General features: G+C 46.4%; 23 protein-coding genes. 2 read left to right on the top strand and 21 right to left on the bottom strand.

Translation table 11 applies throughout. The features are described 5' to 3' along the window. Window positions 1-215: 215 nt before the first annotated feature. The 6 genes from VIS94_07815 to VIS94_07790 all read right to left on the bottom strand — a co-directional run bounded on the left by VIS94_07815 (window position 216) and on the right by VIS94_07790 (window position 7,230). Complete coding sequence (locus tag VIS94_07815; GenBank protein HEY9160975.1) at window positions 216-1,763, bottom strand: metallophosphoesterase; 1,548 nt, start codon at window positions 1,761-1,763, stop codon at window positions 216-218. Between the two features lie 430 nt (window positions 1,764-2,193). Continuing rightward, entirely contained in the window at window positions 2,194-4,839 is a 2,646-nt protein-coding gene (tssH, locus tag VIS94_07810; protein HEY9160974.1) for a type VI secretion system ATPase TssH, read from the bottom strand. A gap of 115 nt (window positions 4,840-4,954) precedes the next feature. Beyond that, a complete protein-coding gene (locus VIS94_07805; GenBank protein ID HEY9160973.1) occupies window positions 4,955-5,476 on the bottom strand; it encodes a ferritin family protein in 522 nt (173 codons plus the stop codon). Window positions 5,477-5,757: 281 nt separating this feature from the next. Further along, window positions 5,758-6,285 carry a hypothetical protein gene (locus VIS94_07800; GenBank protein HEY9160972.1) on the bottom strand — a complete coding sequence of 176 codons (528 nt, stop codon included), beginning with the start codon at window positions 6,283-6,285 and terminating at the stop codon, window positions 5,758-5,760. A gap of 34 nt (window positions 6,286-6,319) precedes the next feature. Next, on the bottom strand, window positions 6,320-6,766 hold the full coding sequence (locus tag VIS94_07795) for a DUF3795 domain-containing protein (GenBank protein HEY9160971.1): 447 nt from the start codon (window positions 6,764-6,766) through the stop codon (window positions 6,320-6,322). A gap of 38 nt (window positions 6,767-6,804) precedes the next feature. Then, window positions 6,805-7,230 carry a hypothetical protein gene (locus VIS94_07790; GenBank protein HEY9160970.1) on the bottom strand — a complete coding sequence of 142 codons (426 nt, stop codon included), beginning with the start codon at window positions 7,228-7,230 and terminating at the stop codon, window positions 6,805-6,807. A 381-nt stretch (window positions 7,231-7,611) separates the two neighbouring features. On the opposite strand from VIS94_07790, the gene VIS94_07785 reads away from it, so the two are divergent. Next, window positions 7,612-9,042, top strand: coding sequence for a C1 family peptidase (locus tag VIS94_07785; GenBank protein HEY9160969.1), 1,431 nt, complete (start codon window positions 7,612-7,614; stop codon window positions 9,040-9,042). Between the two features lie 673 nt (window positions 9,043-9,715). Here VIS94_07785 and VIS94_07780 read toward each other — a convergent pair. From VIS94_07780 to VIS94_07745, 8 genes are all read right to left on the bottom strand, one after another. Further along, on the bottom strand, window positions 9,716-10,195 hold the full coding sequence (locus VIS94_07780; GenBank protein HEY9160968.1) for a hypothetical protein: 480 nt from the start codon (window positions 10,193-10,195) through the stop codon (window positions 9,716-9,718). A gap of 152 nt (window positions 10,196-10,347) precedes the next feature. After that, a complete protein-coding gene (locus VIS94_07775) occupies window positions 10,348-11,433 on the bottom strand; it encodes an MBL fold metallo-hydrolase (protein HEY9160967.1) in 1,086 nt (361 codons plus the stop codon). A gap of 30 nt (window positions 11,434-11,463) precedes the next feature. Then, entirely contained in the window at window positions 11,464-11,865 is a 402-nt protein-coding gene (locus VIS94_07770; protein HEY9160966.1) for a hypothetical protein, read from the bottom strand. Window positions 11,866-11,991: 126 nt separating this feature from the next. Then, on the bottom strand, window positions 11,992-12,414 hold the full coding sequence (locus VIS94_07765) for a DUF4019 domain-containing protein (GenBank protein ID HEY9160965.1): 423 nt from the start codon (window positions 12,412-12,414) through the stop codon (window positions 11,992-11,994). Between the two features lie 62 nt (window positions 12,415-12,476). Further along, window positions 12,477-12,983 (bottom strand): signal peptidase II, encoded by a 507-nt coding sequence (lspA, locus tag VIS94_07760; GenBank protein ID HEY9160964.1) that lies wholly within the window; start codon window positions 12,981-12,983, stop codon window positions 12,477-12,479. A 62-nt stretch (window positions 12,984-13,045) separates the two neighbouring features. Further along, complete coding sequence (locus VIS94_07755; protein HEY9160963.1) at window positions 13,046-14,113, bottom strand: 4Fe-4S binding protein; 1,068 nt, start codon at window positions 14,111-14,113, stop codon at window positions 13,046-13,048. A gap of 386 nt (window positions 14,114-14,499) precedes the next feature. Continuing rightward, complete coding sequence (locus VIS94_07750) at window positions 14,500-15,444, bottom strand: SEL1-like repeat protein (GenBank protein ID HEY9160962.1); 945 nt, start codon at window positions 15,442-15,444, stop codon at window positions 14,500-14,502. 156 nt (window positions 15,445-15,600) lie between these two features. Beyond that, window positions 15,601-16,722, bottom strand: coding sequence for a glycosyl hydrolase (locus VIS94_07745; protein HEY9160961.1), 1,122 nt, complete (start codon window positions 16,720-16,722; stop codon window positions 15,601-15,603). A gap of 318 nt (window positions 16,723-17,040) precedes the next feature. Here VIS94_07745 and VIS94_07740 point away from each other — a divergent pair, with 318 nt between their 5' ends. Next, the gene (locus VIS94_07740; protein ID HEY9160960.1) at window positions 17,041-18,558 is read left to right on the top strand and encodes an SBBP repeat-containing protein; all 1,518 of its coding nucleotides are present in this window, start codon (window positions 17,041-17,043) and stop codon (window positions 18,556-18,558) included. A gap of 142 nt (window positions 18,559-18,700) precedes the next feature. Here the strand turns inward: VIS94_07740 and VIS94_07735 are convergent, their stop codons facing one another. The 7 genes from VIS94_07735 to VIS94_07705 all read right to left on the bottom strand — a co-directional run bounded on the left by VIS94_07735 (window position 18,701) and on the right by VIS94_07705 (window position 23,301). After that, window positions 18,701-18,850, bottom strand: a complete 150-nt coding sequence (locus VIS94_07735; GenBank protein ID HEY9160959.1) for a hypothetical protein — start codon at window positions 18,848-18,850, stop codon at window positions 18,701-18,703. Then, window positions 18,850-19,458 (bottom strand): hypothetical protein, encoded by a 609-nt coding sequence (locus tag VIS94_07730; protein ID HEY9160958.1) that lies wholly within the window; start codon window positions 19,456-19,458, stop codon window positions 18,850-18,852. The genes VIS94_07735 and VIS94_07730 overlap by 1 nt, the downstream gene beginning before the upstream one ends. Window positions 19,459-19,542: 84 nt before the next feature. Further along, on the bottom strand, window positions 19,543-19,857 hold the full coding sequence (locus VIS94_07725; protein HEY9160957.1) for a hypothetical protein: 315 nt from the start codon (window positions 19,855-19,857) through the stop codon (window positions 19,543-19,545). 82 nt (window positions 19,858-19,939) lie between these two features. After that, a complete protein-coding gene (locus VIS94_07720; protein ID HEY9160956.1) occupies window positions 19,940-20,788 on the bottom strand; it encodes a hypothetical protein in 849 nt (282 codons plus the stop codon). 156 nt (window positions 20,789-20,944) lie between these two features. Next, window positions 20,945-22,102: an ATP-binding protein gene (locus VIS94_07715; protein ID HEY9160955.1), complete on the bottom strand. Its 1,158-nt coding sequence runs from the start codon at window positions 22,100-22,102 to the stop codon at window positions 20,945-20,947. 458 nt (window positions 22,103-22,560) lie between these two features. Further along, a complete protein-coding gene (locus tag VIS94_07710; protein ID HEY9160954.1) occupies window positions 22,561-22,944 on the bottom strand; it encodes a hypothetical protein in 384 nt (127 codons plus the stop codon). Window positions 22,945-22,947: 3 nt separating this feature from the next. Continuing rightward, window positions 22,948-23,301, bottom strand: coding sequence for a hypothetical protein (locus tag VIS94_07705; GenBank protein HEY9160953.1), 354 nt, complete (start codon window positions 23,299-23,301; stop codon window positions 22,948-22,950). Between the last annotated feature and the right edge of the window lie 145 nt (window positions 23,302-23,446).

The following is a 23,446-nucleotide window of genomic DNA, read 5'->3' as shown; positions in this document are numbered from 1 at the left end:
TGGACTGGCAGAAATCTCATACCGAGGGAATCGAATGGTACTACTGCGGTTCGGCCCATTCCCAGCCGCTAAACGCAAACCAGAAGGCCTATGCCGCTTGGTGGATGTTCGCCAGACTGGCAGGCTGGAATGGAGAGTGATGCTTTAGGGTTTGGTGTATTAGAGCAGGGGCCAGTTCTGGATATGCCGAGCCAGCCCCTGCAATTGTTCCTGAATTAAATTCCTGCAGTAGCGATGAAACACCCGCCGCTGCTGCCTCCACCGGAGTCGTCCGCATTTGCCTGAGCCTGGGATGAATTCTGACCATTGGATTCAGGTTCCACCGGGTTGGAATTTGCTATGATGGTCGCCTTCACATTTACCGGAATGGCAAAAGCCAGGTTCACATCACGGTCCTGTACCCCGCCTGCGGCTGAAACGTCATTTTCTTCCTCGGAAACCGTCCTGATAGGCACCCCTATGTCATACACCACAGGCAGAAGTTGTTTTGTAACGGGATCCGTCATCTGATACTTCTCCTGGGTCAGAATTTCCGGGCTGTATGTATGCATCGTACATACGATGGTGCCGGTGCCGTCGCCGTTGTCTCTGACCGTAATCCTCCGCCACTCCTGAGGCCAGTCGGCGACTCCGCATGTATTGATGTCCCAGTATCCTTTACCGTTCCCGGCAGTTTCCGCTACTATCTTATTCACATGTGTATGCCCGTCCACAAATGCAATGACATTATCATAGGACATCAGCGCATTTTTAAGCTTCTGGGTGCTAATATAATTTTTGTTATTGTCCTTTACAAATGGGGAGAAAGCATTGGGTCCATGGTGTGCGAACAGTATGCACAGCTTGTCCTGATTCTTCTCAATTTCGGTCTTCATCCAGGCAAACTGATCCTTATGAAGCACACCTTGAGAGAGCGTCTCCAGCGGCAGGTTTATATCCGGGTTGAAATCGGCCGTATTCAGTACGATGCAATGAACATAAGGAGTTGGATCGAAGCTGTAGTAACCCCCGGTCGTAAGCTCGCTGAGCCCGTGGCCTGATTCTATTCGCAGGACATCGGCCAGGTAGTCCTGATTCGAGATATAGTAATTTTTCTCCGGCACGTAGGCCAGCCCCCGGATAAGCACACTGACTACGCCAAGGGTATTGAACGTACCCTGATATTCGCTATCATGGTTCCCGACCGCGGCATACCAGGGCATAACGAGACCTTCACCGCCCTGCGGAATCTTTGTGGAAAGTCCTGCATGGTTCGTATGTGGTTTGAAGGAGGGCAGGACCGTTCCATCCGCTATGGCGACGAATAGTTCGAGCTCATCCTGAACGCTCGTGTCCGTATGGTCTCCAGTTGAGATCAGGAAGTCCATTGGATCCGACATATTGGCATCATTGACGGATTGAATAATCGCCTGCCAGATCAGCGGGGTGTAGCTTCCTATATTCCGGTGCGCAGGCGGAATAAGATTTAAAAGCAGCCACCCGAGATCGGGATACAAGGCGGGATTCTCGCCGAAAAGCACTTTCAGCTCTTCAGCCCTGAGAGGATTGCCCTCATCCATTATGTGGACATCGGTGGTATGGGCGAAATCGACAAGTTCCGATTTATTGCCCGTTGCAGACTCGGCACTGGGTTTCACGTTCTGAATCAGAGCAGCCCGGACTATCACAGGTATGCATATGACCATGAGTATGATACCAAAGATTGCCAAGCCCCCCCGTCCCGTTTTACAGATAGTTCTGTCGCTCTTTTTGTACTGGTTCATCCACAACTCCTTTATTGGTAATTTTCTCCAACGTCACAAAACAAGAAATAAAATGTAGCAATAGAATCTAATTATATTCTCTTTTATTTGCAAATAAAATGCCATATTCGACTATATGAAACACCAGACGCTCAGGTAAGAATAAGATTTATGAACTGTTTTGAATTATTGTGTGAAAACAACATGTAATCATGACTTTCCTGTCAAGCATACAGTCGCGGGGTAATAGCCTTTAAATACATAATCCTGGTCGGTAAAGGAAAAGATATTCCATTCCAGGGATTTCTTTTTACTTGCTTATGCCATCTCGGAAATTTCACAATTGGCGATAAAAAATAGTTTTTACTCATTGAAGCAAGCTGAAGCGATTATCCTCAAGGCTTGAAAAGTAAGCCCCGAGGATCACCGGCGTCATTTTTACAGATTCTTCTTACTTGATCATGAACCCAAAGCCTTCACCTTCCATCTTTACCTTGACCTCTTTTATCTGTTCACCTGCGGCCATGCGGGCAAGTATCTCCTTAGAGATTTCAGGCAGCAGCGTGTTGGTAAGGATATGGTCTGCATTTCTTGCCCCGCTGTCCACTTCGGTGCAGCGGCTGGCAATGGCATCGATTATCTCGTCGCCGAAAACAAAATCGACCTTGCGGTTCTGCTTAAGTCTCTTCGCCACCTTGTTAAGCTTGAGCCTGACGATTTCCTTCATCATCTTATCGTTGATCGGATAATACGGAACAATCTTCATGCGGCCCAGGAAAGCGGGTTTGAAGTGCTTGAGCAGTTCAGGTCTTATCATCTCGGCCAGAGCCGCCGGTTCGGGTTTGGTCTCCTCATCCTGGCTCACTTTCATGATGAGATCTGTGCCGATGTTAGACGTCAGGATGATAACCGTATTCTTGAAGTCGATGAGGCGCCCCTCCCCGTCTTCCATCTGCCCCTTGTCGAATACCTGATAGAACATCTCCATAACATCCGGGTGCGCCTTTTCAACTTCATCGAGCAGGACAACGCTGTAGGGCCTCCTGCGAACAGCCTCTGTCAGCACGCCGCCCTCGCCGTAGCCTACATAACCCGGAGGCGAACCTTTCAGCGAAGACACCGTATGAGCCTCCTGGTATTCGCTCATGTTGATCGTTATGACATTGTCCTCGCCGCCGTAGAGAAGCTCGGAAAGCGCCAGGGCCGTCTCGGTCTTTCCGACGCCGGATGGCCCCACGAACATGAATACCGCTGTCGGTTTCGACGGATCTTCGATACCGGCATGGGCTGTCTGTATCATCTGCCCGATTGCAGACAGGGCATGATCCTGTCCGATAATTCGTTCGCCAAGCAGTGCGGGCATTTTCAGGACAGTATCAATTTCGTCTGTCATCATCTTGCCGACAGGTATGCCTGTCCAGCCGGAAATGACCTCGGAAATGGTCTGGGAATCAACCGCAACCTGAATCAGCGCGTCTCCCGCCTGGACCTTTGCAAGTTGTTTTTCAAGATCTTTCAGCTCCTTCTGCTTCTTTGCAATATCCTTGCTTTTCGGGTCAGCCTCATGGAGTTCCTTTATCGAGCCCATGGTTTCAATTATCCTGTTCGCAAGTTCCAGTTCTGCTTTCCACTTCTTGTCAAGCGCATCCAGCCTTTTGGCGGTTTCATCCTTTTCCTTGTTGAGCGCTTCAATTCTTGCCCCGTGGTCAGCTCCCATAAGGGATTCCTTCTCAAGGATTTTCATCTCGTATTCTATATGGGTAATTCTGCGTGTGGCTTCCTCGACCGCGCCCGGACTTGTCGTCAAACCAATCGCTACACGTGCGCACGCCGTATCGAGAACACTCACAGCCTTGTCAGGCAGCTGCCTGCCGGAAAGATAGCGGTGCGTGAGGCTGACCGTGTCTTTGAGCGCCTCGTCGGTTATCATGACCTTGTGGTGTTTCTCCAGGAAAGGCGCAATCCCTCGCATCATTGTGACGGCCTTCGCCTCGTCGGGCTCTTCCACCTTCACCACCTGGAAGCGCCTTGTCAGCGCTGCATCCTTTTCAAAATATTTCTTGTATTCAGCCCATGTGGTTGCAGCGATTGTCCTCAGTTCACCCCTCGCAAGGGCAGGTTTCAAAAGGTTTGCGGCATCGCCGCCTCCGGCAGAACCGCCTGCACCGATCAGTGTGTGCGCCTCGTCTATGAAGAGAATGATGGGTTTCGGAGAGCCCTTGACCTCCTTGATCACTTCTTTCAGCCTGTTCTCGAACTCGCCTTTTACTCCGGCGCCTGCTTGAAGAAGCCCAAGGTCGAGAGACCTCAGCTCGACATCCCTCAATACTGGCGGGACATCGCCCTCGACAATTTTCAGTGCAAACCCTTCGACCACTGCCGTTTTTCCGACACCGGCCTCACCGGTTAATATCGGGTTGTTCTGGCGGCGCCTTATGAGAATATCCGTCATCTGCCTTATCTCGGAATCCCTTCCGATTACCGGGTCGATCTTTCCCGCTCTCGCCTGTTCCGTAAGGTTTATGGTGAACTGATCGAGCGCTTTCGTCCCGGCAGGCTTTGCCTCTGCCGTATCCTTGCCGGCCTGCTGGACACCTTTTGCGGCAACAGGTCCTGCATCCTCAGCTGAGCCGGAGACTATGTCGAGCAGGCTCTTCTCGAGTGTTTCAAGCGAGATTTTCTTTAAGGCATCCGATGTGGAATAGAGCATGCGGGCGCTCATATCATTGCCCAGCATGGCGACCATGATATGGCCCGATCGCACGGTATCAGCCTCGTAATCAATCGATGCGATCATCCATGCATCCTGGATCATGCCCGGTATGCGCGGAGAAAACACAGGCGTGCGGGCATTTCCTGTCTTGAAGCCCTCTATGGCATGCGTCAGGTCAGCTGCGAAGCGGTCAATATTTATTTCAAAATATCTTAAAATTTTGTGAAGGTCGGTGTTCTGGGCCTCTGTGAGCTTGAGCATGAAGTGCTCGACCTCGATTTCATAGTTGGTCTTCGACATGCAGAGACCTGCGGCGGATTCAAGCGCAGAACGACAGACAGGATTAAGCTTTCCGATCAAAGATTTCAGGTTAAGAAGCGCCATGCAATCTCCTTTCTTAAATATAGTGGTGAGTTGTGAACATTCAGTGGTGAGATGAAAACAGTTTTACATGTTTTTTACGAAAAACTTAACAGCCAAGTTAATAATTTACAGGAAATCAGGCGCCGTCGAACCCGTGCTTCTCATGCTCCGCAAACCATGCCTCCGGGTCTTCGAGGTAGAATTTCATATCCTGAAGCGTCCGGTAGTGAGAATTTTCCTCGTCCACAAGGCTCAAGTAAAAAGCCTTCTCACTGGCATCGTTCGATCCGGCATTTTGTCTGGTGTAGAAATCAATGGACTTCACTTCAAGCTCAAGACCGGTCTCAATGGCCTTGATGTCGGTTGCCTCGGATTCGAGCTTATCTTTGTTTTCTTTTGCAAATCTCTTGAAAATATCTTTTATGTCGGCATGGCCTTTGTCATCACCGGTCTTGCACCAGTTGCCTGTCGTTTTGAGAGATTCGCTAATCTGTTTGATCCTGTCCATGTGGGTGACCTCGGCATCCGCCAGATATGTGAACATCTCTTTTGCAAGCTGGTTTTTTGATTCAGCAGCCGCCTTTCTGTAAAACGCCATCCCGTCGATCTCCAGCTGGAGAGCCTTCTCCAGTGCCAAAAGACATGCATTTGTATTCACGACATCTTCCTCCTTTCCTTATTTATTATGTTAAAACTTAGCATACTTTTCTCATTCCTCAGTCTGCTTATTCTATCGTCCTGACTTATATAATTCGTCCATCCGGAATTCATTGATACGCATCATCTTGAATGTAAAATTTAATATACGCTGTTTTTTTTGCCTATACACCTTATTAATTATTTAAATTGCAGCTTTTTTGTTCAGTTAACTTTTCCGCTCTTTCCGTTTTTCACATAATCCTGGGAATTGCCCATGGGCGCCGAACAATCCTCTCATTACTAAGACAGCAGTTCCAGAAGCGAAAATCTGTTTTCAGGACCTGCGCTCGTTTTTTTGAACCTGTATCTAATGTCTGATATACGCCATCCTTTATTCGTCTGTACTGTGTAATACTTTATTTCTACAATATCATGTTCTCCATTCTGGTCATATACAACCAAAACGCTATCCGTCTTTGGAATTCTTTTTATTCTTAAATCATAGATACCATCCGGGTCCTGACTGCCGAACAGAAGAACAAAATCAATGTGACCTATTTCTCCGGTTTTATTTCCATAAGCCCTGTCCTGAAATATCAGGTTAGCCAATTTGGGAGTAAAATACCTTTCAAGGACTATTCTTGGCTGGTTGATAAGAATGTCCTTCTCAAAATAGCCTTGTATAAAGCATTCCCAACCGAAATCGCGATATAACCAGGCAACTGTTTCTTCCGGTTTTTCAAATCGTGTTGGCCGCTCCCCGGCTGAGACGCAATTGAAGTAAAATGTAATCAGGAAAACGATTATGGCTACACGTGTTAGTTTCATTTTTTATATTGCCTCCTTTTCACATAATTTCTTTTCACTTCACCTGCCACCGGTAATGCTCTTTCCTCTTTTCAAACCACTTTTCAGAGCCAAGCTCTTTGATGAGGTCAAGGTGGTAATCCAGGTTCGGGTGGATTGTGCGAAGCCGTGCCAGCAGACTGCATCCGGGCCGCTCCCGGCATTCCCAGCATCCTTTCAATCCATTTTTTTGAACACAGTCCCTGATTGTGCATTGCGCTTTTCCTCCGCCGAGTCTGCACGGTTTTGAACAGCGAAGAGTTTTCATGCCTTTCAGTACAGAAACAAACTTCAGATATTCATTGAACACACCATCGGTTTCGGATTTGAGCTCTGCATACTTTTCAAACTGCAATTGCTCAAGCATGGCTTCGAACCTGTCAATCAACTCGAAGAATTCAGCCTTCGAAGGGATACAGTCCGCACAGCAGAGCCCGCAGTATGACGTCAAGCTTTCATTCATTCTTTGCCACACATCCTTTAATAATCAACACTGGAATTTTAACTACCACCGTCATTGTCCTGCCCGGCATGGCCTTCTTCAGCGCTGTTGATGGGATGATTGTCTCTGTCTTCTTTATCAATGGGATCATTTTTTTCGCTGTCGTTCCTGTCTATAGGGTCCTCAACCTCTGTTTTGTCAACTGGATCATCGAGTTCTGAACTATCTATCGGATCCTGGTTCCCGGTATTGTCTGCCAGCATGATTTCGTTCCGGCTGAAGGAATTGTTACCGCAATAAATATTCGCTTCCCGGTTGATCTCAACACTGATTACATTATTTACGATAACCTGACTCGAAACAGCCTTGTCCCCCTTTTCATATTCATTATTTCCGGTCTTTGCAAAAACACTGCTGCAGTATGCAGAAACAAAAATGGAGCTTATTATAAACAGGATAAGAATTCTTTTCATTGATTTTTTCATGAATCAATCCTCCTTTTAGAGATTACGGCTGGGACCTCTATTCACCTTATCGGAAGAAATCATCATTGGAATACAGAAAAAGTCCTTACTTAAATTGACCTGTTGCATACTGACTTCACTATGGTTTCATATCGGATTTTAAATGAAGATTATTGAGCCTGCACAGTAAACACATGCTTTCTCCAAAATATCTCCATATTTTAAGAGTAAATGGTTTTAAAAATAAATGGAGGGACAATTCAGGAGTTATCAATAAAACAAACACGCAAACAAATTATTAATTGGATAAAACATGAGCAAACAAGTGAAAGACTCTTCATATAACTCCATGTTGCCGGGTTTGAAAGACAACCCGGTCTTTTTTAATTTGGAGGTCTGCAAGTGAACTTTTATGAAATGGCAAAGAAAAGCATTATATTCACATTATCCTTACTTTTAATCTTTATGCTTTTATTGACCGTAAATCCTGTCTGCGCTCATGAATATCCTGTGATGCGGCCAGATTCTGATACATTCAACAAATGGATCACTCGATACAACAATGCCCCTGCCGCATCAATAGACCCCATTGCCGAATTCAGGCTCAAGGCAAATGCCCTTGCCGGAACAGGAGGCAGCTTCAGCCTTCTGGACAGTCTTGTCTACACCCCGGCGGAGCGCGATCAGGGCACGTGCGGTAACTGCTGGGTGTGGGCTGGAACCGGAATTCTGGAGCTCGCCCTGGCTGATGCCGGGATAAGCGACAGGCTCTCGATTCAGTTTTTCGACTCGTGCTCAAGCCTTGACTGCAGTGACTACGGTTGCGTTTCGGGTGAATCGTGCGTCTGCGCAGGAGGAGACCTTGCAATGTTCGTCTCGGCATACAATGTCCTGGGTTATGCGATACCCTGGTCAAATACCAACGCACTCTACAAAGACATTACATATAAAGACGAATGCGGAACCTCTACAGAATGCTCTACCATTACCAATCTTCCCAACTATATGCTGGGCGGTGAAATTACAGAGACCAGGATATCCACATATGATGCAGCCGATCAGGACACGGCGATAAATAATATCAAAAACGTCCTTCATCAGAATAAAGGGGTGTTATTTATCTTCATCCTGCCGAACACCAGCGCATGGAACAAGTTTTATGATTTCTGGGGCGAAGGGTTAGAGACCGACCTTTGGAACTTTGACGATTATGGCGGCGGAAGCATTCTGAATCTTGACACCGCAGGTTCGCACGCAGTCCTTATCGTAGGCTATAATGAGGTCGATAAAGACACGGACAATCATTACTGGATAGTATTGAACAGCTGGGGGACAAAAGACAACCGCACCGACGGTGTTTTCCGCTTGAAGATGTATCAGAATTACAGCAACTATTACATCTACAAGTACCAGGGAAAATACTACAAATGTCCTGTAATAAGGTTTGAAACCATAGACAATGTCTCTTTTTCATTGAACACCATATCTATTGATCCGTCGGAGAATATCAAGATAACCTCTGAAAAATATTCAGGAACAATCAACATAACAACGGCCTCCACAAACAGCTGGTATGCATATTTCGATTCATCCTGGATAAGCATTACGTCTGCCGCATCAGGCACCGGCAGCGGCCAGCTGGCATTTACCGCATCAGCCAACACATCTACCGAAGACAGAACGGCCCATTTGTATATCAATGGCAACAAATTTATCAGTGTCATTCAGGAAGGGGCAACAGCAACGGTTTCCACATCAACCGACGTGGCAGCTTCCGAAGAATCGTCGGGTGGCGGCGGAAAGTGCTTTATTTCAGCCGCATCAGTCCCGTGAATGAAATGAGGCATGTTTTCAAGACACATCATTTTCAAAAAGATTCTCCTGCCGATAAAACCGGTTGCACCTGTCAAAAAGATTAATTATTTATGCAATCTCTTCTCAAGATCAGCTTTTGAATTAACGATCTCAACAACATCGCAGTTTTTGTTTATCGCACCCCATCTTCCGCCAACGACTTCAATGTGCTCCCCCCTGCTTTTTCCTTTGTGCAGCCGTTGCATACTATTGAAATGCCTTTGTTGAATGGAAACGCAAAATCGTATTGAGGCCTTATGGCAATTGAAAGCTTTTTATCAATAAAACCTATTTTGCCGTTTCGCTCGGTGCGCGCCAGACCTTCCTTGAAATAGTCCGGCCCGTTGTCAAAGTTCAGAACCCTTAAGCGCGCCTGGCCTTATTAAAGCAGAAAATACCTGCATCACTATAAAAATAGGCCATTCCTTGTCATATTTTGCCTTTGTAATCACTTTATCCGATATCACCGCATCGATTAGGTCACCTCTTTAACCTTTACAGCCGGAATTAACAGGAATCCCTTTTCGGTCATCATCCTGCCGATCTTTTCCTGATAATCGCATGAATCAGGTTCCGATGCCGGAATACATAAAGCAGTGCCGGTAAAACCGCAACCGGAAGCAATATCGCCCTGCAGTTCTTTCTCGTAATCTCAGTGCCCTTTGCCGTGACCGTTGTCCGGGTGATTAGCCAATATCCTGTCTGACAGCTCCGGGTAAAGCTTTCTGATGCAATCGGGACATATCGTGTGGCTGAACTTTGCCAGTGAGTTTTCGCTTATGTAGTCTTCCAGCACTTTCCAGTCTATATCCTGTCTGATTTTTTTGCAGTTTGCACAGATGGGAATAAAACCTTCGAGTATCTTTATCTGCGTCTTTATCTTCTTCTCAAAGACATAGAATGCTGCCGACAGAACAACAAGATAAATAAATATCTCAAGTATTACCTCGCCTTTTCTTTGCGAAAACGATGTCGGCTGGTCTCCAAACAGATATCTCGGCAGGTCCAGCAGCTCGTTTGCTATTGTCATAAAAACAAAGATTGTAAATATAACAAGAAACATCCTGAATATTCTGCCGTGCGCCGTTAAAGCACCTTTACCGTTGATGTTCAGAATATTTTTTTCCTGCATGCGACGCTTCTCCTCTTTGTTTTTCAGTCAAGCATTCCTTATTGATACAATAAACCTGTTTTCTCCTGTTCCGTATAATCCCGCCTGCATCAGGTACATCTTCACAAGCAACCGGCTGCATAAATCATAAATGAATTCACTCGATTCTTTTGTTACCGGCATGCCTCATCCCGTTTCAATTCCCTTGCTTCGCCGAATTTCAGAATCCAAAAATCGCTTTCAGGCACATTGTACCTTTCCAATGCCGTTTTCAAGTCTTTCTCATGCGCATCCACACCCTGTTCCGGGTGTTCGTTGAAGGTGGCGTAATGAATCCCCATAGCCTGTTCCGCATCAAGCATTTCCTTGACCCTGACGCTGTCATCGGGATTCATATGCTGAGATTTCATAAACCATCTATTTTCATAATTGCCTATCGGCAGTATTACCAGCTGAAACCGTCCGTACCTGTTATGGATATCGTTAAAAAATTCCCCGAATCCGGTATCCCCTGCAAACAGAATATTTCCGGCCGGGGCCTCAATAACGAAACCTCCCCAGAGGGTCATGTTTTTATCAAAAACTCCTCTACCCGAGGTGTGGCGCGCGGGTATGAATGTGATATTTACACCCGGAGAAACCGGATGTTCCTGCCACCAGTCCATCTCTATGACGTCGGAACATTTGATCCGGTCAATCCTTTTCTTAACACCTAGTCCGCACAATATCAGAGGATTTGAAGTCTCACCTATCAATTTCAGGGTTGGAATATCCAGGTGGTCATAATGGTCGTGGCTTATGAGAATTACATCGATTTTCGGCAGTTTCTCAATCTCCACGCCAGGGGCGCGGATTCTTTTTGACCCCATCCATGGAAAAGGCCCTGCGCGATTTGAGAATATGGGATCGGTAAGGATATTCACCCCGTCAGTCTGTATCAGTACGGTTGCATGATTTATATATGTAACCCTTATAACACCGCTGTTTTTTACATACGGTATAGGTTTCGGCTGTTCGGGATCATCAATCCATTCGGGCCACTCTACTGTTTTCATCTCCCACAGCCATTTCAGATGATCGGAAAAGGTATTGTCCGGCTCCTTGTTAAAAAACCTCTCACCGTCGAAATGGTTTGTTTGCGGACCGTTCCAGTAGCTGCATCCTTCAATAAATATCAGCGGCAGTATTATAAAAGCGACAAGCCCGGCTTTTAAACAAGATGCCGGAAATGGCCCTTTTCTGAGACAGTCATTTACCATGTTATATTCAAATGATGGGTTATACGCAGCTTAATCCGACTGTTTTATAAAAAGTTTGTGGCCTTCTTCCTTGTATTTTCCAAGTTTCTCAATCGCCTGGGCTATGGTTTTGTCATCCTTGGTCCCACAGGCGCCTATGCCCATAAACGCAGTATTTATCATGCTCTGGTGTATTCTATCCCAATTCGCCTTATCCCCGTTGTCGGGAATGACTGATTCAAGTGATTTGAACATCCCGGCGATATCCATGAATTTTTCAGCCGTGCCGAAATAATCCTTTGCAGTAAATTTATCCTGCAGAACCTTCATTGCAGCCGGCATTTTCTGCATGACAGGCTGTATTACTGAAAGGTTATTATCGGCAGCCGTAGCAGCCTGACCGAAACTCGAAACAAGCACAAACAGAAGAACCGCTATAATAGCCCTTTTCATATTATTGCCCTCCTTCTAATCTTTTATGCTGGCAACTCATTAATGTCAGCATGCTCATTTTTATGAGGTCCTAATATTCATTCCGGTCCGTACGGCCATTTCCGATTGCCCGATGATGCGGGAAGCTTACCTTATATAATAACCCGACACCCTCCACTTGCCATCCTTGTCAACCATAGGCGTGACTGTCTCGATCGCCGATTTCTTGTTCTTAAAGGAGGCCTGAAATTCGATTACTACATATTCACCGTCGGGCGCACTCGGCAGTTTTGTCGTGTACGTGGCGCTCTTCACTTTCCTTGAAACCAGCTTTCCCAGAGGGCTCCGTGTTGACTGAGCCGCCTCGATCCACTGGTCTTCTTTGACGAGCATCTTGAAATATCTGGAAGACTCCTGCCAGCTCCTGGTGAAGTTACCCTGATCGACAAGTTTGAGCCACTTCTCGGCTGCGGCTATAGCGGCCTTTTCCTTCTCGGTGTTTGCAGCAAGGACGGGAACCGCACAGAGGAAAATCCCGATTACAACCAAGCATATCGATTTTCTGATCATCTGATTATCTCCCTTTTCTTTGTTTCCCGGGATTATACTTCGTTAATACAAAAAACCAACCGTCAATCTGATTCGGGACTCTTGCGGCCCGATGTCTTCAAGCCGTTAAGAACAAACAGAAACATCCCAATCATTATGGCGAGATCGGCCGCATTGAACACCCCTGTCCTCAGGCCTCCAACGCCAAGGTTCAAAAAATCAAACACATGGCCTTTATAGATTATCCGGTCCAGAAGGTTGCTCAGCCCCCCGCCTGTCACCATGGAAAGAGATATAACCGCAACGGCATCGATGCCGGAGGCGAACAGGAGATATATTAATACTGAAATCAGCAACAGGGACACTCCTACTGTGAATATGAACATCCTGGTTTTTTGAGGAAGAGATGCACCCAGACTCAGGAATGCACCGTCATTCTCGGCATACTGGACACGCATTGTGTCACCAAGAACTGATATCATGGGATGTTCCATCAGATAGGATTTCGCTATGTATTTCGTCGCCTGATCGCAGATGACACATGCTGTCATGATGAGCAGAACTAATCCTGCCCTTTTAAATATATTCATTTATTCTCCCGATGGAACCGTTGTTCGTCATATTTTATCAAAACCATTAAAAGAAATTGACGTCATATAACTCCCCTCCTTCCTGCCAGGGTAAGCATCTGTTCCAATGAATTTTTAGGCGGAAATTTTTTCTTTTCATCGGGTTTTTCCCTAAGGACGATTGCATCCGCCGGACAGGTCGTGATGCAAAGCCCGCATCCTATGCATCTGTCAAGATTAATTACTGCCACATCATCCTTGTTGATTGTGACTGCATCCATCTGGCATCTGTCAAGGCATATGCCGCACCCGGTACAGTTATCAGTATCTGCAAATGCCTGATAATTTGAGTAGACCAGATCGGCGGGTCTGGCTTCGAGTTTTATCGCCCTTAATACACCGCAGCAGTCCCCGCAGCAGTTGCACATGCCGCCGGGATTCTGAGAAGTGGCTGGCTGCGTGACAAGGCCCGCCCTCTGAGCATCTTCAAGAATGGCGACAGCTTCTTCAAAGGATATCTCTCTGCCCATTCTACTGTCGAGATAATATCTGGCCATTGAACCGAACATGAAACAGACCTCGACCGGCTTATCGCATGCCTTATCGATGAATCCCCTGCTTTTTCTGCAGATGCATTCCGCAATTACGATAGGGCTTGCGTTTTTGATAATAGCGCAGGCGTCATCGAAGGATGCCACTTGAGTGATGTTTTCGATGGATTCCCTGACCGGGATTGTCCGAAGAAAGAGCCCTTCGCAGCCTGAGATTGCCTTTTGAAAACCTTCATTGAAATATTTCTCCAGCATGATCACCCTGTCCCTGCTGAAATTTTTAACCTGAAACTCCATAAGACCGTGCATGAAAGGTATGGCGCCGTATTTGACATCTCCATCCTTTTTAAGCCTGAAGAGCAAGCCTTTTGAGGCCATGTCCTCGAGTCTGGCTGCCGTTTCTCCCATGTCAAGCCCCAGCCTTGCAGAAACAGAAGAGGGAGATTCCAGCTGAGGGGTCATGTTCGTAAAAAGAGACGCTTCCTCTTCGGTGAACAGCTCTTTCAATATCTCGATCTCGATGCCCGAGGCGGTTGCCGGAAAACCCAGCGAATAGGCATCAAGCTGCTTCTGCAGTTTTCTAAAGAGTCCTTCATCCATAGCCGTCTCCTTATTTTTCATATGATTCGCTTTCAGTTCTTCTCTTCAAACAGACGCGCCAGTATTTATCAAGCCTTAATATCCCTCGACATCTTTATCATGAAGTCTTCATACTCTATCTTTTTCCAGAATTCATGGCCTGTAGATTTCGCTGCTACAACACGGAGTTCTATTCGTGAAAGCCCTTTACCTTGAACCGGTCTGTCACCCTTGAATTAATCTTCGTCCCGATATTATCCCGCAGGTGTTTTCCGCTCTCGGCCATAACCATTGTGATGGCCGATGAATCCTATCCGCATTCACTTAACCGGTTACATGTCGAATTCTACAGCTTCTCGGACTACTAACTTCTCAGAAATTTCGCCGGTACTAATCTTATAGCAGCTCTATTGTTTTCCTTTATGCTGCTTATACCATTCAGCCACAAGCCTTTTCGCCTCGTCGATCTGGGCGCGCGTCATCCGTTTGGCAAGGATATCTCTATTTCTGGGTGCACTGGTGTTCCCATTATCAGCACAGAGGCTGAACCATTTATAGGCCTGAACATTATTCTGCGGCACTCCCAGTCCGCTGCTGTACAGAAATCCCAGGCTGCACTGGGCCCTGGCAACCCCCTGTTCGGCCGCTTTTGTGTACCACTTCAGTGCCTCTGTATAATTCTGCGGGACTCCCTGCCCCAGGTCATACAGAAAAGCGAGGTTTAACTGTGCTTCGGCATCTCCGCGCTCAGCCGCTTTTGTGTACCATTTCACGGCCTCTTCATAACTCTGCGTCACGCCCTGCCCGTTTTCGTACATAATCCCGAGATTCAATTGAGCTGCGGTACTCCCCTGTTCAGCCGCTTTTGTGTACCATTTCAGGGCCTCTGCATAATTCTGAGCAACACCCTTACCGCCTGCATAAAGGGAGCCAATACAATTACTCGCCGAAGCGTGTCCCTGCTCGGCGGCTTTTGAAAACCACTTGAATGCCTCTTTGTAATTAAGGGGCACTCCGTCTCCTGTATTATATTTGAGCGCAAGATAATACTGGGCCGCAACAAACCCCTGTTCAGCAGATTTTAAAAACCATGCGACCGTATCACCGGAACTCGCCGGTTTCACTTTCCCCGTGTCATACATGAGGGCGACATAGTACTGGGCTTTTGCATCACCCTGTTTCGCAAGAGGCTCCGCAAGTTTGAAGGCCATGGCGTAATCTTCCTTTTCATAAGCCTCCAGATATGAGGAATATTTAACCGGAATTTTTGACTTGCCGGTTCCTCCATCCGGAAAAGCAACACCCGGGATTAAAAAAAATACTGCCAGCAGAACAGATACTATTCTTTTCATTTGCTTTCTCCTTTTATTGCACGGCCAGACGGGATGTTAAGCGTTTCAGGACCTGTACAGAATTGCATCAGAATTTTAAATTTATTCATAACCCCCTCCAACAGACTTTATTGTAAACAATTAATTCAGCATGACAGGCATCCCTGTGCCCCTTATTCACTGATACATATCGGGCAAATCATTTTCAAAAATGGTGACAGGGTCATTATAGAATTTTATGAAATCCTCTTCCGACTTGTCTCCGGGATATGGGGCATAATGATGTGATTCATTGGCGTTACGCCAGAAAAGCACATATGCGATCCTGCTCGGTTTCATGCACGATTTGATCGGATTAAGGAAGAGGCTCCACCAGTTGGACAAAGGAACGCCTTCGCTGCCTGACTCCGTAAGAGCCGGAACCTTGCCGAAGGCTTCAGCCATCTCGGTAAGCTGGCTTAACCGCATCAGACCGCACAGAGAACTGCCGTAAGTAAAGTCCCCGTAGTTGTCATGCCCCATGATATCGACCCATTCATTACCGGGATAACGCCTCAGGTATCCGTCATAGCCAAGGAACCTGTCCGGAGAATAGGCATAAAGCAGGTTGTGGACATGGCGCGTGTCTCGCAGATAAGTGACAGTGAATCGCCAGAGAGCTTTGAATTCGTCTGGCGTGCATGACGCCGAACCCCACCAGAACCAGGTGCCGTTGTTTTCATGAAACGGCCTGAAGATTATCGGAATGAGTTCTCCGTTCGGACCTTTGAGGCTTAAAAAATAATCTGCAAGCGCGTCAAGCTCCGCCGTATAGACTTCATGCCTGTCCCCGCCAGGCAGAATGCGGTTGATGTCCGCCTTTATATCCCAGGCGGTTCCGCCATTTGGTATGTTGTGAAGGTGCCAGCTGAACGTGTTGATGCCGCCCCGTGCATAGGCGCTTGCAACAAGTTCACGCATGCGAGCAAAATTGACTCCGTCGATATTCGTCCCGCCGGTTACACCTTCCGCATCCCAGCCGTAGACGGCAGGGAAACTGCCGCAAACCTTTTTTATATCCGATGTCTCTGCCGCTTCAGGATCATCCCACCACCCCACGCCATAGGCGGTTGTTTCCTGATGGCCTATAAGTATTTTACCGCCTTCTGCGCTTATTGCTTTGAGATTATTGAAGAGCACCTTTGTCTGTGCGGTGGCATCACCGTCCACAAGGCCTTCATGCAGAGGATACCCGCTCGGATCGAATTTGCAGCCGGCTATGGCAATCAGTATAAGGCATATGATTGAAAAGCGTTTCATAATATAACCTCCTGTTCACAGGAGAGATACTTCAGAAATTCCATCCTCCTGTCCCCTGTTGAGTAGTTAAATGTAACCAAGCTGCTGCTCTTCAGTCAATATCGTTTATATTTTACACGGTTGCTTTTTAAAATTCTATCAGCAAATATCATTTGTTGAAACATTACCCCCCATCATTCCTGAAAAACTTAAGCGGTCCGCACAACCAGCCTCACCATGATTCTCGAAGAATATACGTCCTTGACTGCTAAGACTGCATTCATATACTCTCTATAATCTGAAGCAAGACATCATTAATTTATATCAAAGGAGTATACAATGCGCACTGGAAAACTAAAACTGATCCTTGTCCTCATGTTTGCTATTATCAGTTATACTGCATGTGGTGGAGGGGGTAGTGATTCCGCAACTCCACCGCCATCTTCCCCAACAGCCCCATCTGCTCCGGGTTTGGCACCGGATATCACGGTGGGTGATACGACACTTACGGCATCATGGTTACCTGTAACCGGTGCAACTGCCTATGAAGTCTATTACAGCGATACAGATGACCCTGCTACAGCAATTCTGTTTGCAAGTACATCCAATATATCCTGCGTAATAACAGGCCTCACAAACGGGACTGAATATTTTGTATGGGTCAAAGCGAAAAACAGCACCGGGATAAGCGCTTTCAGCCCTGCGGGATCGGGTGCGCCCTCGGGGGCAATCTCAAACTGGCCCGCCGGGATAAAACAGTACGGGTCTGACCAGACCGACTATGCAATCGGGATGGTAAAGGATAAAGACGGTAATATTTATGTTACAGGATACTCATCAGGAAATCTCGACCCGGCAACGTGTACGAATGAGGGCGGGGATGATATTTACCTGGTCAAGTATAACCCTTCCGGCATCAGACAATGGACCTGTATGCTGGGAAGTACCGAAAATGACAGGCCGTATGCAATAGCGTATGACGGAGATACCGGCATATACCTGGCAGGGTACACCCGGGGCCTTCTGGATGGAAATGACAACCCCCAAGATGAAGAAATAATGTTTATCGCCAAATACAGCACAGACGGCTCGAAAGTCTGGACAAAAGTTTATGAAACAGCCGGATCCACAGTTTATGCAATGGCCTGGCATGACGGGTATATATATGTGACCGGAATGGGATTGAATGGTGGTTTATATAAGCTTTTTATAGCTAAATACAACGATGTCGGCGTGCAGGAATGGCTGAACTATTATGCAGAGGGTGATAACGGTCATTCAATCGCTCTTGATTCAAGCGGAAACATTTATGTGACGGTATCGGGATCATACATGACATTGTATAAGTATAATTCTTTGGGCGTGGAGCAATGGAACAGGCCCAGGGCGGATTTGAGCAGCGGCAGAGGAATTGTAGTGGACGAAGACTCCAATATCTATTTTACCGGGACAACCACCTCATCCCATTCATATATTGTCAAATATGACTCATCGGGAAATTTGGTCTGGGAAAATACTATTCAAAGCCTCCTTGCAGAAGGCGGCAATGCAGTTGCACTGGACAGTTCAGGAAACGTATACGTGACAGGTGGAACAAGGGGTGACCTTGACGGACAGACCAATAACGGTAACGGAAGCACGTATGATATGTTCCTGATTAAGTATGATATAGACGGAACGAGGCAATGGACCAGGCTTCTAGGAACCAATGCTTATGACGCAGGCGCAGGACTGACGCTCCTGAGTGATAATTATGTTCTGGTGTACGGTCACACAGAGGGAGCGCTGGGGACTCCTGCTGCAGGAGGCCATGACTATTTATTTGCACAGTACAATGCTTCAGGTGTTTTACAGTAACAAGGATCAGCAAGTTGTGATTTACGAGATATAAAACTTCTAATACAATAAAAATCGCGGGGCCTGAGATTGCCCCGCGTTTCTTATCACCAGCGCCTTAGAGCAGATTTTATATGTCTAGATTATGGTCAATACAAATGAATTACAGGCTTTGAAGCAGGCGTCTAGCCTTAACAACCCATATCTCAAGATAATCCGGAGCGGTTTCCGGTGTGCAGGCCACGCCGCTTAGAAGCGTCCTTATCTCGCTGATGTTTTTCCTTTTGTCTTTCTTTATCAGTATCTCGGCCATTATGGTCCTGCCTGCAGGATCGTTCGGGTACACCCGCATGCTTTCACGTGCCAGTTTTTCCGCCTTGTCCATGTCCCCGCCCGCGAATCCGGGGACATCCATAAGTAGCTTGCAAGGGCCTGGATCGGACCTCCATTGTCAAAATACCTGTTGATGTTATAAGCCTTTTCCAGATTTATCCTAATTTCCTTGAGCAGGCCCTCCTTTAGAATCGCCATTTGGCTGCTGCCCGTGCAAACAGTTCCGGCCGAGCATCCCGTGTAGTAATAGCCTTCCACGGCTGCAGGCCTGAGGGCTGCCGCTTTCTTACCGGCCTTCATAGCCTCATGGCCCTGTTCGACACAGATTTCCTTCCAGCCGGGAATTCTGCGGGAAGCCGCCATGTCTGCGTAATTCTGGCGGGCTCGTGCCAGTCTCCACCAGAGTTCAAAATCATCAGGAGCAGCCTGTATGGCCGGAATAAGGATTTCTATTGATTTCATGTAGGTTGTAAGGTCCGCCTGCCTGTTCAGTTCATCGACCTTCAAAGCTACATTCTGAGCCATAATTAAATTCGGGATCATAAGCAGGATTAATATGAAAATACCAATCCTGATATGAACATGCATAAAGAGACCTCCCTGAACTTTGCAGATATGCAGATAAAGACCGGACAGATCTTCTGTTATCCGGACTTTACCCCAAGCATTTTCCTATTTTAATAATTGCTTTGCCTTGTAACCGTATTCAGTATCGCCGTATTTGTCCGACAAGTACATGAGCTCTCCGATATACTCCTTGTCCCGCCCCATCTTCTGAAGTGTCAGGGCTTTCAGATAAAGTATCTCGGCATTCGTCTCAGGAGTTGTGTCTTTGTATTTCTCTGCACGGGAAAGTTTAACTAATGCAGTCTGATAATCTCCCTTGTCATAATTTTCGTAAGCCTGGGTTAACGCCCCTCTCTGCACCATCGATGCACACCCGAACAGAAAACATAAACCGATTACAACAATTACTATCCTTCTCATTTCATTACCCTCCTTTTATTTCATCCATTCATCTGTCAATTGTTGAGACCTGACCCCTCTTATTCGATAATTTTATTTATTATTACAAATACTCGCCTTCAGTTTCCAGACCAATATCCACAGATTCTGGAGCAGAGGGAAGAATTTCAACAGGTATACGATCGTCCTTTAACCTCTCGAAAATATCGGCTTGACCCATCACCGCCGCTAATGCCACTGCCGCGTTATCAGAAGCCTTTTTGACATTACGGATTATCCGGATAGACGCAAGTACGAAACGCGGCCGGAGAATAACCATCCTGGCCGCCTTCGGGATGCTGAGATTGAAGTCCTCATCCGTCATTGCTTCGAGGTTGAAAGACAAAGGTTCACTCGGCCCGTCGCTCACTGCCCGCAGCGCCAGGATAGGAGTACCGTGATCCAGTGCCGCCTGCGCGATTCCCGCAGTCTCCATGTCAAGGATGGGATTTGATATCCCCTCAGGCAGGAGCCCGGAAGCGTTTGACAGGCGTGTAGTGATAACTGTCCCTGAAACCAGACGTGCACCTCTTCGCTCAAGGACATGTTCTGCCGCGAGCATAGCTGCAACGGAGATGGGATCGAGATTATTAAACATGCTCTCTCTGCCGCCATCCAGCAGAAAGGTCTGAGAGGCAGCGATCACATCACCGACCTTGAGATCATCCCTGACTGCTCCCGCCACACCGAACGAGACGATAAGCTGCGGGTCTGCCGCTGCTATAAGGGTGCGGGCGGCATCCATGGCACGCCTGATGCCGATCCCGGATTCAACCAGAAGGCAGTTCCGGCCTGAGAGCTGAAAACGATAGCATCGGAACCGGCCAAGCTTGCCACGTTCCGTTTTTCCTGCATGCCTGATAAGCGCCCTCTTTTCCTGCGACATGGCAGCAATAATCCCGATGGTTTCCATCTAAACCCCTGCACTATTATTCTACATGTCTCGTCTCAACATTCAACCGGCAGATGTAATTTTTGCGACCTGACCCCACTTACTCTCTATAATGGACCATGATGAATAAATGACTGTAAGTGACACACTTTATCATCAGCGTACGGGATTTAGTTTCTAAAGCGGCTTAATCTCTTTAGCCATAGAGCTGAAAGAAACAGCCTTTATACCATCATCAAGATCGAATGTATGACTCCCTGCATGAACAATGATCAGACTGTCCAGCTTAAGGCTTTCTATTGCCGAACGCATAGAGCGGGTGACGTGCGGGATGGATGTTCTCTTTATTTCAAAACCGATCCTCCTGGCGCCCCTGACTAAAAGAAGGTCAAGTTCCGCGCCGGTATGAGTCGACCAGAAATGGCATTCCTCCCATGGAGTCCCGAGTCTTCTTATCAGTTCGCCTATTACAAAACCCTCCCATGACGCCCCAAGCTTCGGATGTCCCTCAATATCGGCGGCACTGCGCAGATTCAGCAGAACATGAAGGATACCGGCATCCGCTATATAAACCTTCGGGGCCTTGACCTGCCTTTTGCCGATATTCTCATGCCAGGGTTGAAGCTGCCTGACAACAAGGGCGGATGTAAGAATATCAAGATATTTTCTTATCGTGGTGTCTGCAATGCCAAACGCCCTTGCAAATTCAGATGCATTCCAGATTTGTGCATGATAATGAGCGAGCATCGTCCAGAACCTTCGAAGCGTCACAGCCCCTATGCTGAATCCAAGCTGCGGAATATCTCTTTCCAGAAAAGTCCTGACAAAGTTCTTTCTCCATTCAAAACTGTCTTCATCGGTGCCTGCAGTGTAAGACAAGGGAAAACCGCCCCTTAACCATAACCTGTTTTCTGAACCGGCACCGGTTTCATCCATATGAAAACCTTCAAGCTGGTGGTATGCAATTCGTCCGGCAAGACTTTCCGCCGATTGTTTCAACAGCCCGGGCGAGGCACTGCCCAATATTATGAATTTGGTTTTATTGCCGGGCCTGTCTGCAAGAACTCTCAACACCTTGAAAAGATTCGGGGCATGCTGAACTTCATCAATAACAACAATGCCTTTCAAATCCCTGAAAGCCAGCATGGGCTCGGCTATACGCGCCATATCATCCGGGTTTTCCAGATCGAAAAAGTAGGAAGGTTTTTTTAAAGATGCCGCAAACTGACGGGCCAGAGTGGTTTTGCCTACCTGCCTTGCACCGATTATCCCGACAACCGGATTTACTGAAACCATATCAGCAAGCTTTTTAAACTCCAGCTTTCTTTGAATCATAGATCACCCATTACATTGAAATCTCTTTTATGGCAACCGGTTTTTCAATGTTAAAAAAGGGGCATTTCATGCCTTGAAATGTACGTATCGATGAAATGCTTTTTTTGTCTTCAATCAATCTATCCCCCGTGCGGCGTCAAAAAAACAATATGAGGAAGGACAGGTGATGCTGATTCTTTAATGACTTAATCAATAATAAGTTATTGGGGCAGCAGCATCACCTATGGGGTTCATCAAATTCCTTTTTGTCAAGCTTAAAGGGGACAGCTTTTAGCCCAGCGATGATCCCGATAGTTTCCATGTAAACCCCTGCACTCTTATTCTACGGTTCTCGTCTCAACATTCAACCGGCAGATACAAATTATTGCGACCTGTTCACGTTTACACTTCACTAGTTATATAGTTATCAACTAATCTGATTCGCCTCGTGTTCAGTCGATGGATGGCAGTGGAGTGTTCTATTTGTCTAATTTGTATTTATTAATAATATCAGATACAAATCCATCAACATCTACTTCGCGATATTTAACCGATTCCAATAAATCCCATAATCCCGGTAATGATGGGAATTTCCAGACACTTCTACCATAATCATCAGCAAAATCTAGAATAACGCGACTGTCCCAATTCCACTTATCCTCATCATACCAATATTTATAACGTTCTTCATAAATTCTTAATTCTTTGTTTTCAAAGGTAGTTTGATATACAAAATCAACAATATTATCATGACTTGTTACAATTGAATCAGGTGGATCATGCCGCTCCCAATTGAGTTTTCCTTTTTGCGTAAGCTCAATTAGGTACGCGATTAGTTTAATTAGTTTTTTTTCTGCATCCATAAGTCAACTCCAATTTATATCTTCACTTAAATTTTCTATTTCCAACAGCAGCACGTTGCATTTAACATAAATGTTTCTTACAATTTGTTCGTTCTTTTTTCTATTACTCTGGTATTTATTTATCTCCTTAATTAAAGATGACGCAGAATTTTTTACGCCACCGCCACCAACTTTGCTTTTAATGCTCTTAATATCAACCAATGCCAACGCAAGTTCTTGATCAATTTCAAAAACCGAATCATCATAATTCTTTAACAAGTGAGAGAGTTTTGATGAATGGCCTTGTAATTTCTTTTTTAAAGTTGGTATCCTCCCTTTGAATATGTACTCATTGCGAATTTTTCTAAGAGATAGCATAACATAAAATGACCTTCCCCCAATTATTAAGCCACCTTTAAAGCGAGTGTCTGGTTATTTAGCATATTTTTCTGGTTCATGAAATACTCATACGGGGCACAGTTCCCTAGGGAACTGTGCGGCCGCTTGTGATTATAGTCTGTCA

The sequence above is a fragment of the Desulfomonilia bacterium genome, assembly GCA_036567785.1.
Lineage (GTDB): Bacteria > Desulfobacterota > Desulfomonilia > UBA1062 > UBA1062 > DATCTV01.
Note: the sequence above shows the minus strand (reverse complement) of the source record. Positions and strands in the feature narration are given on the sequence as shown.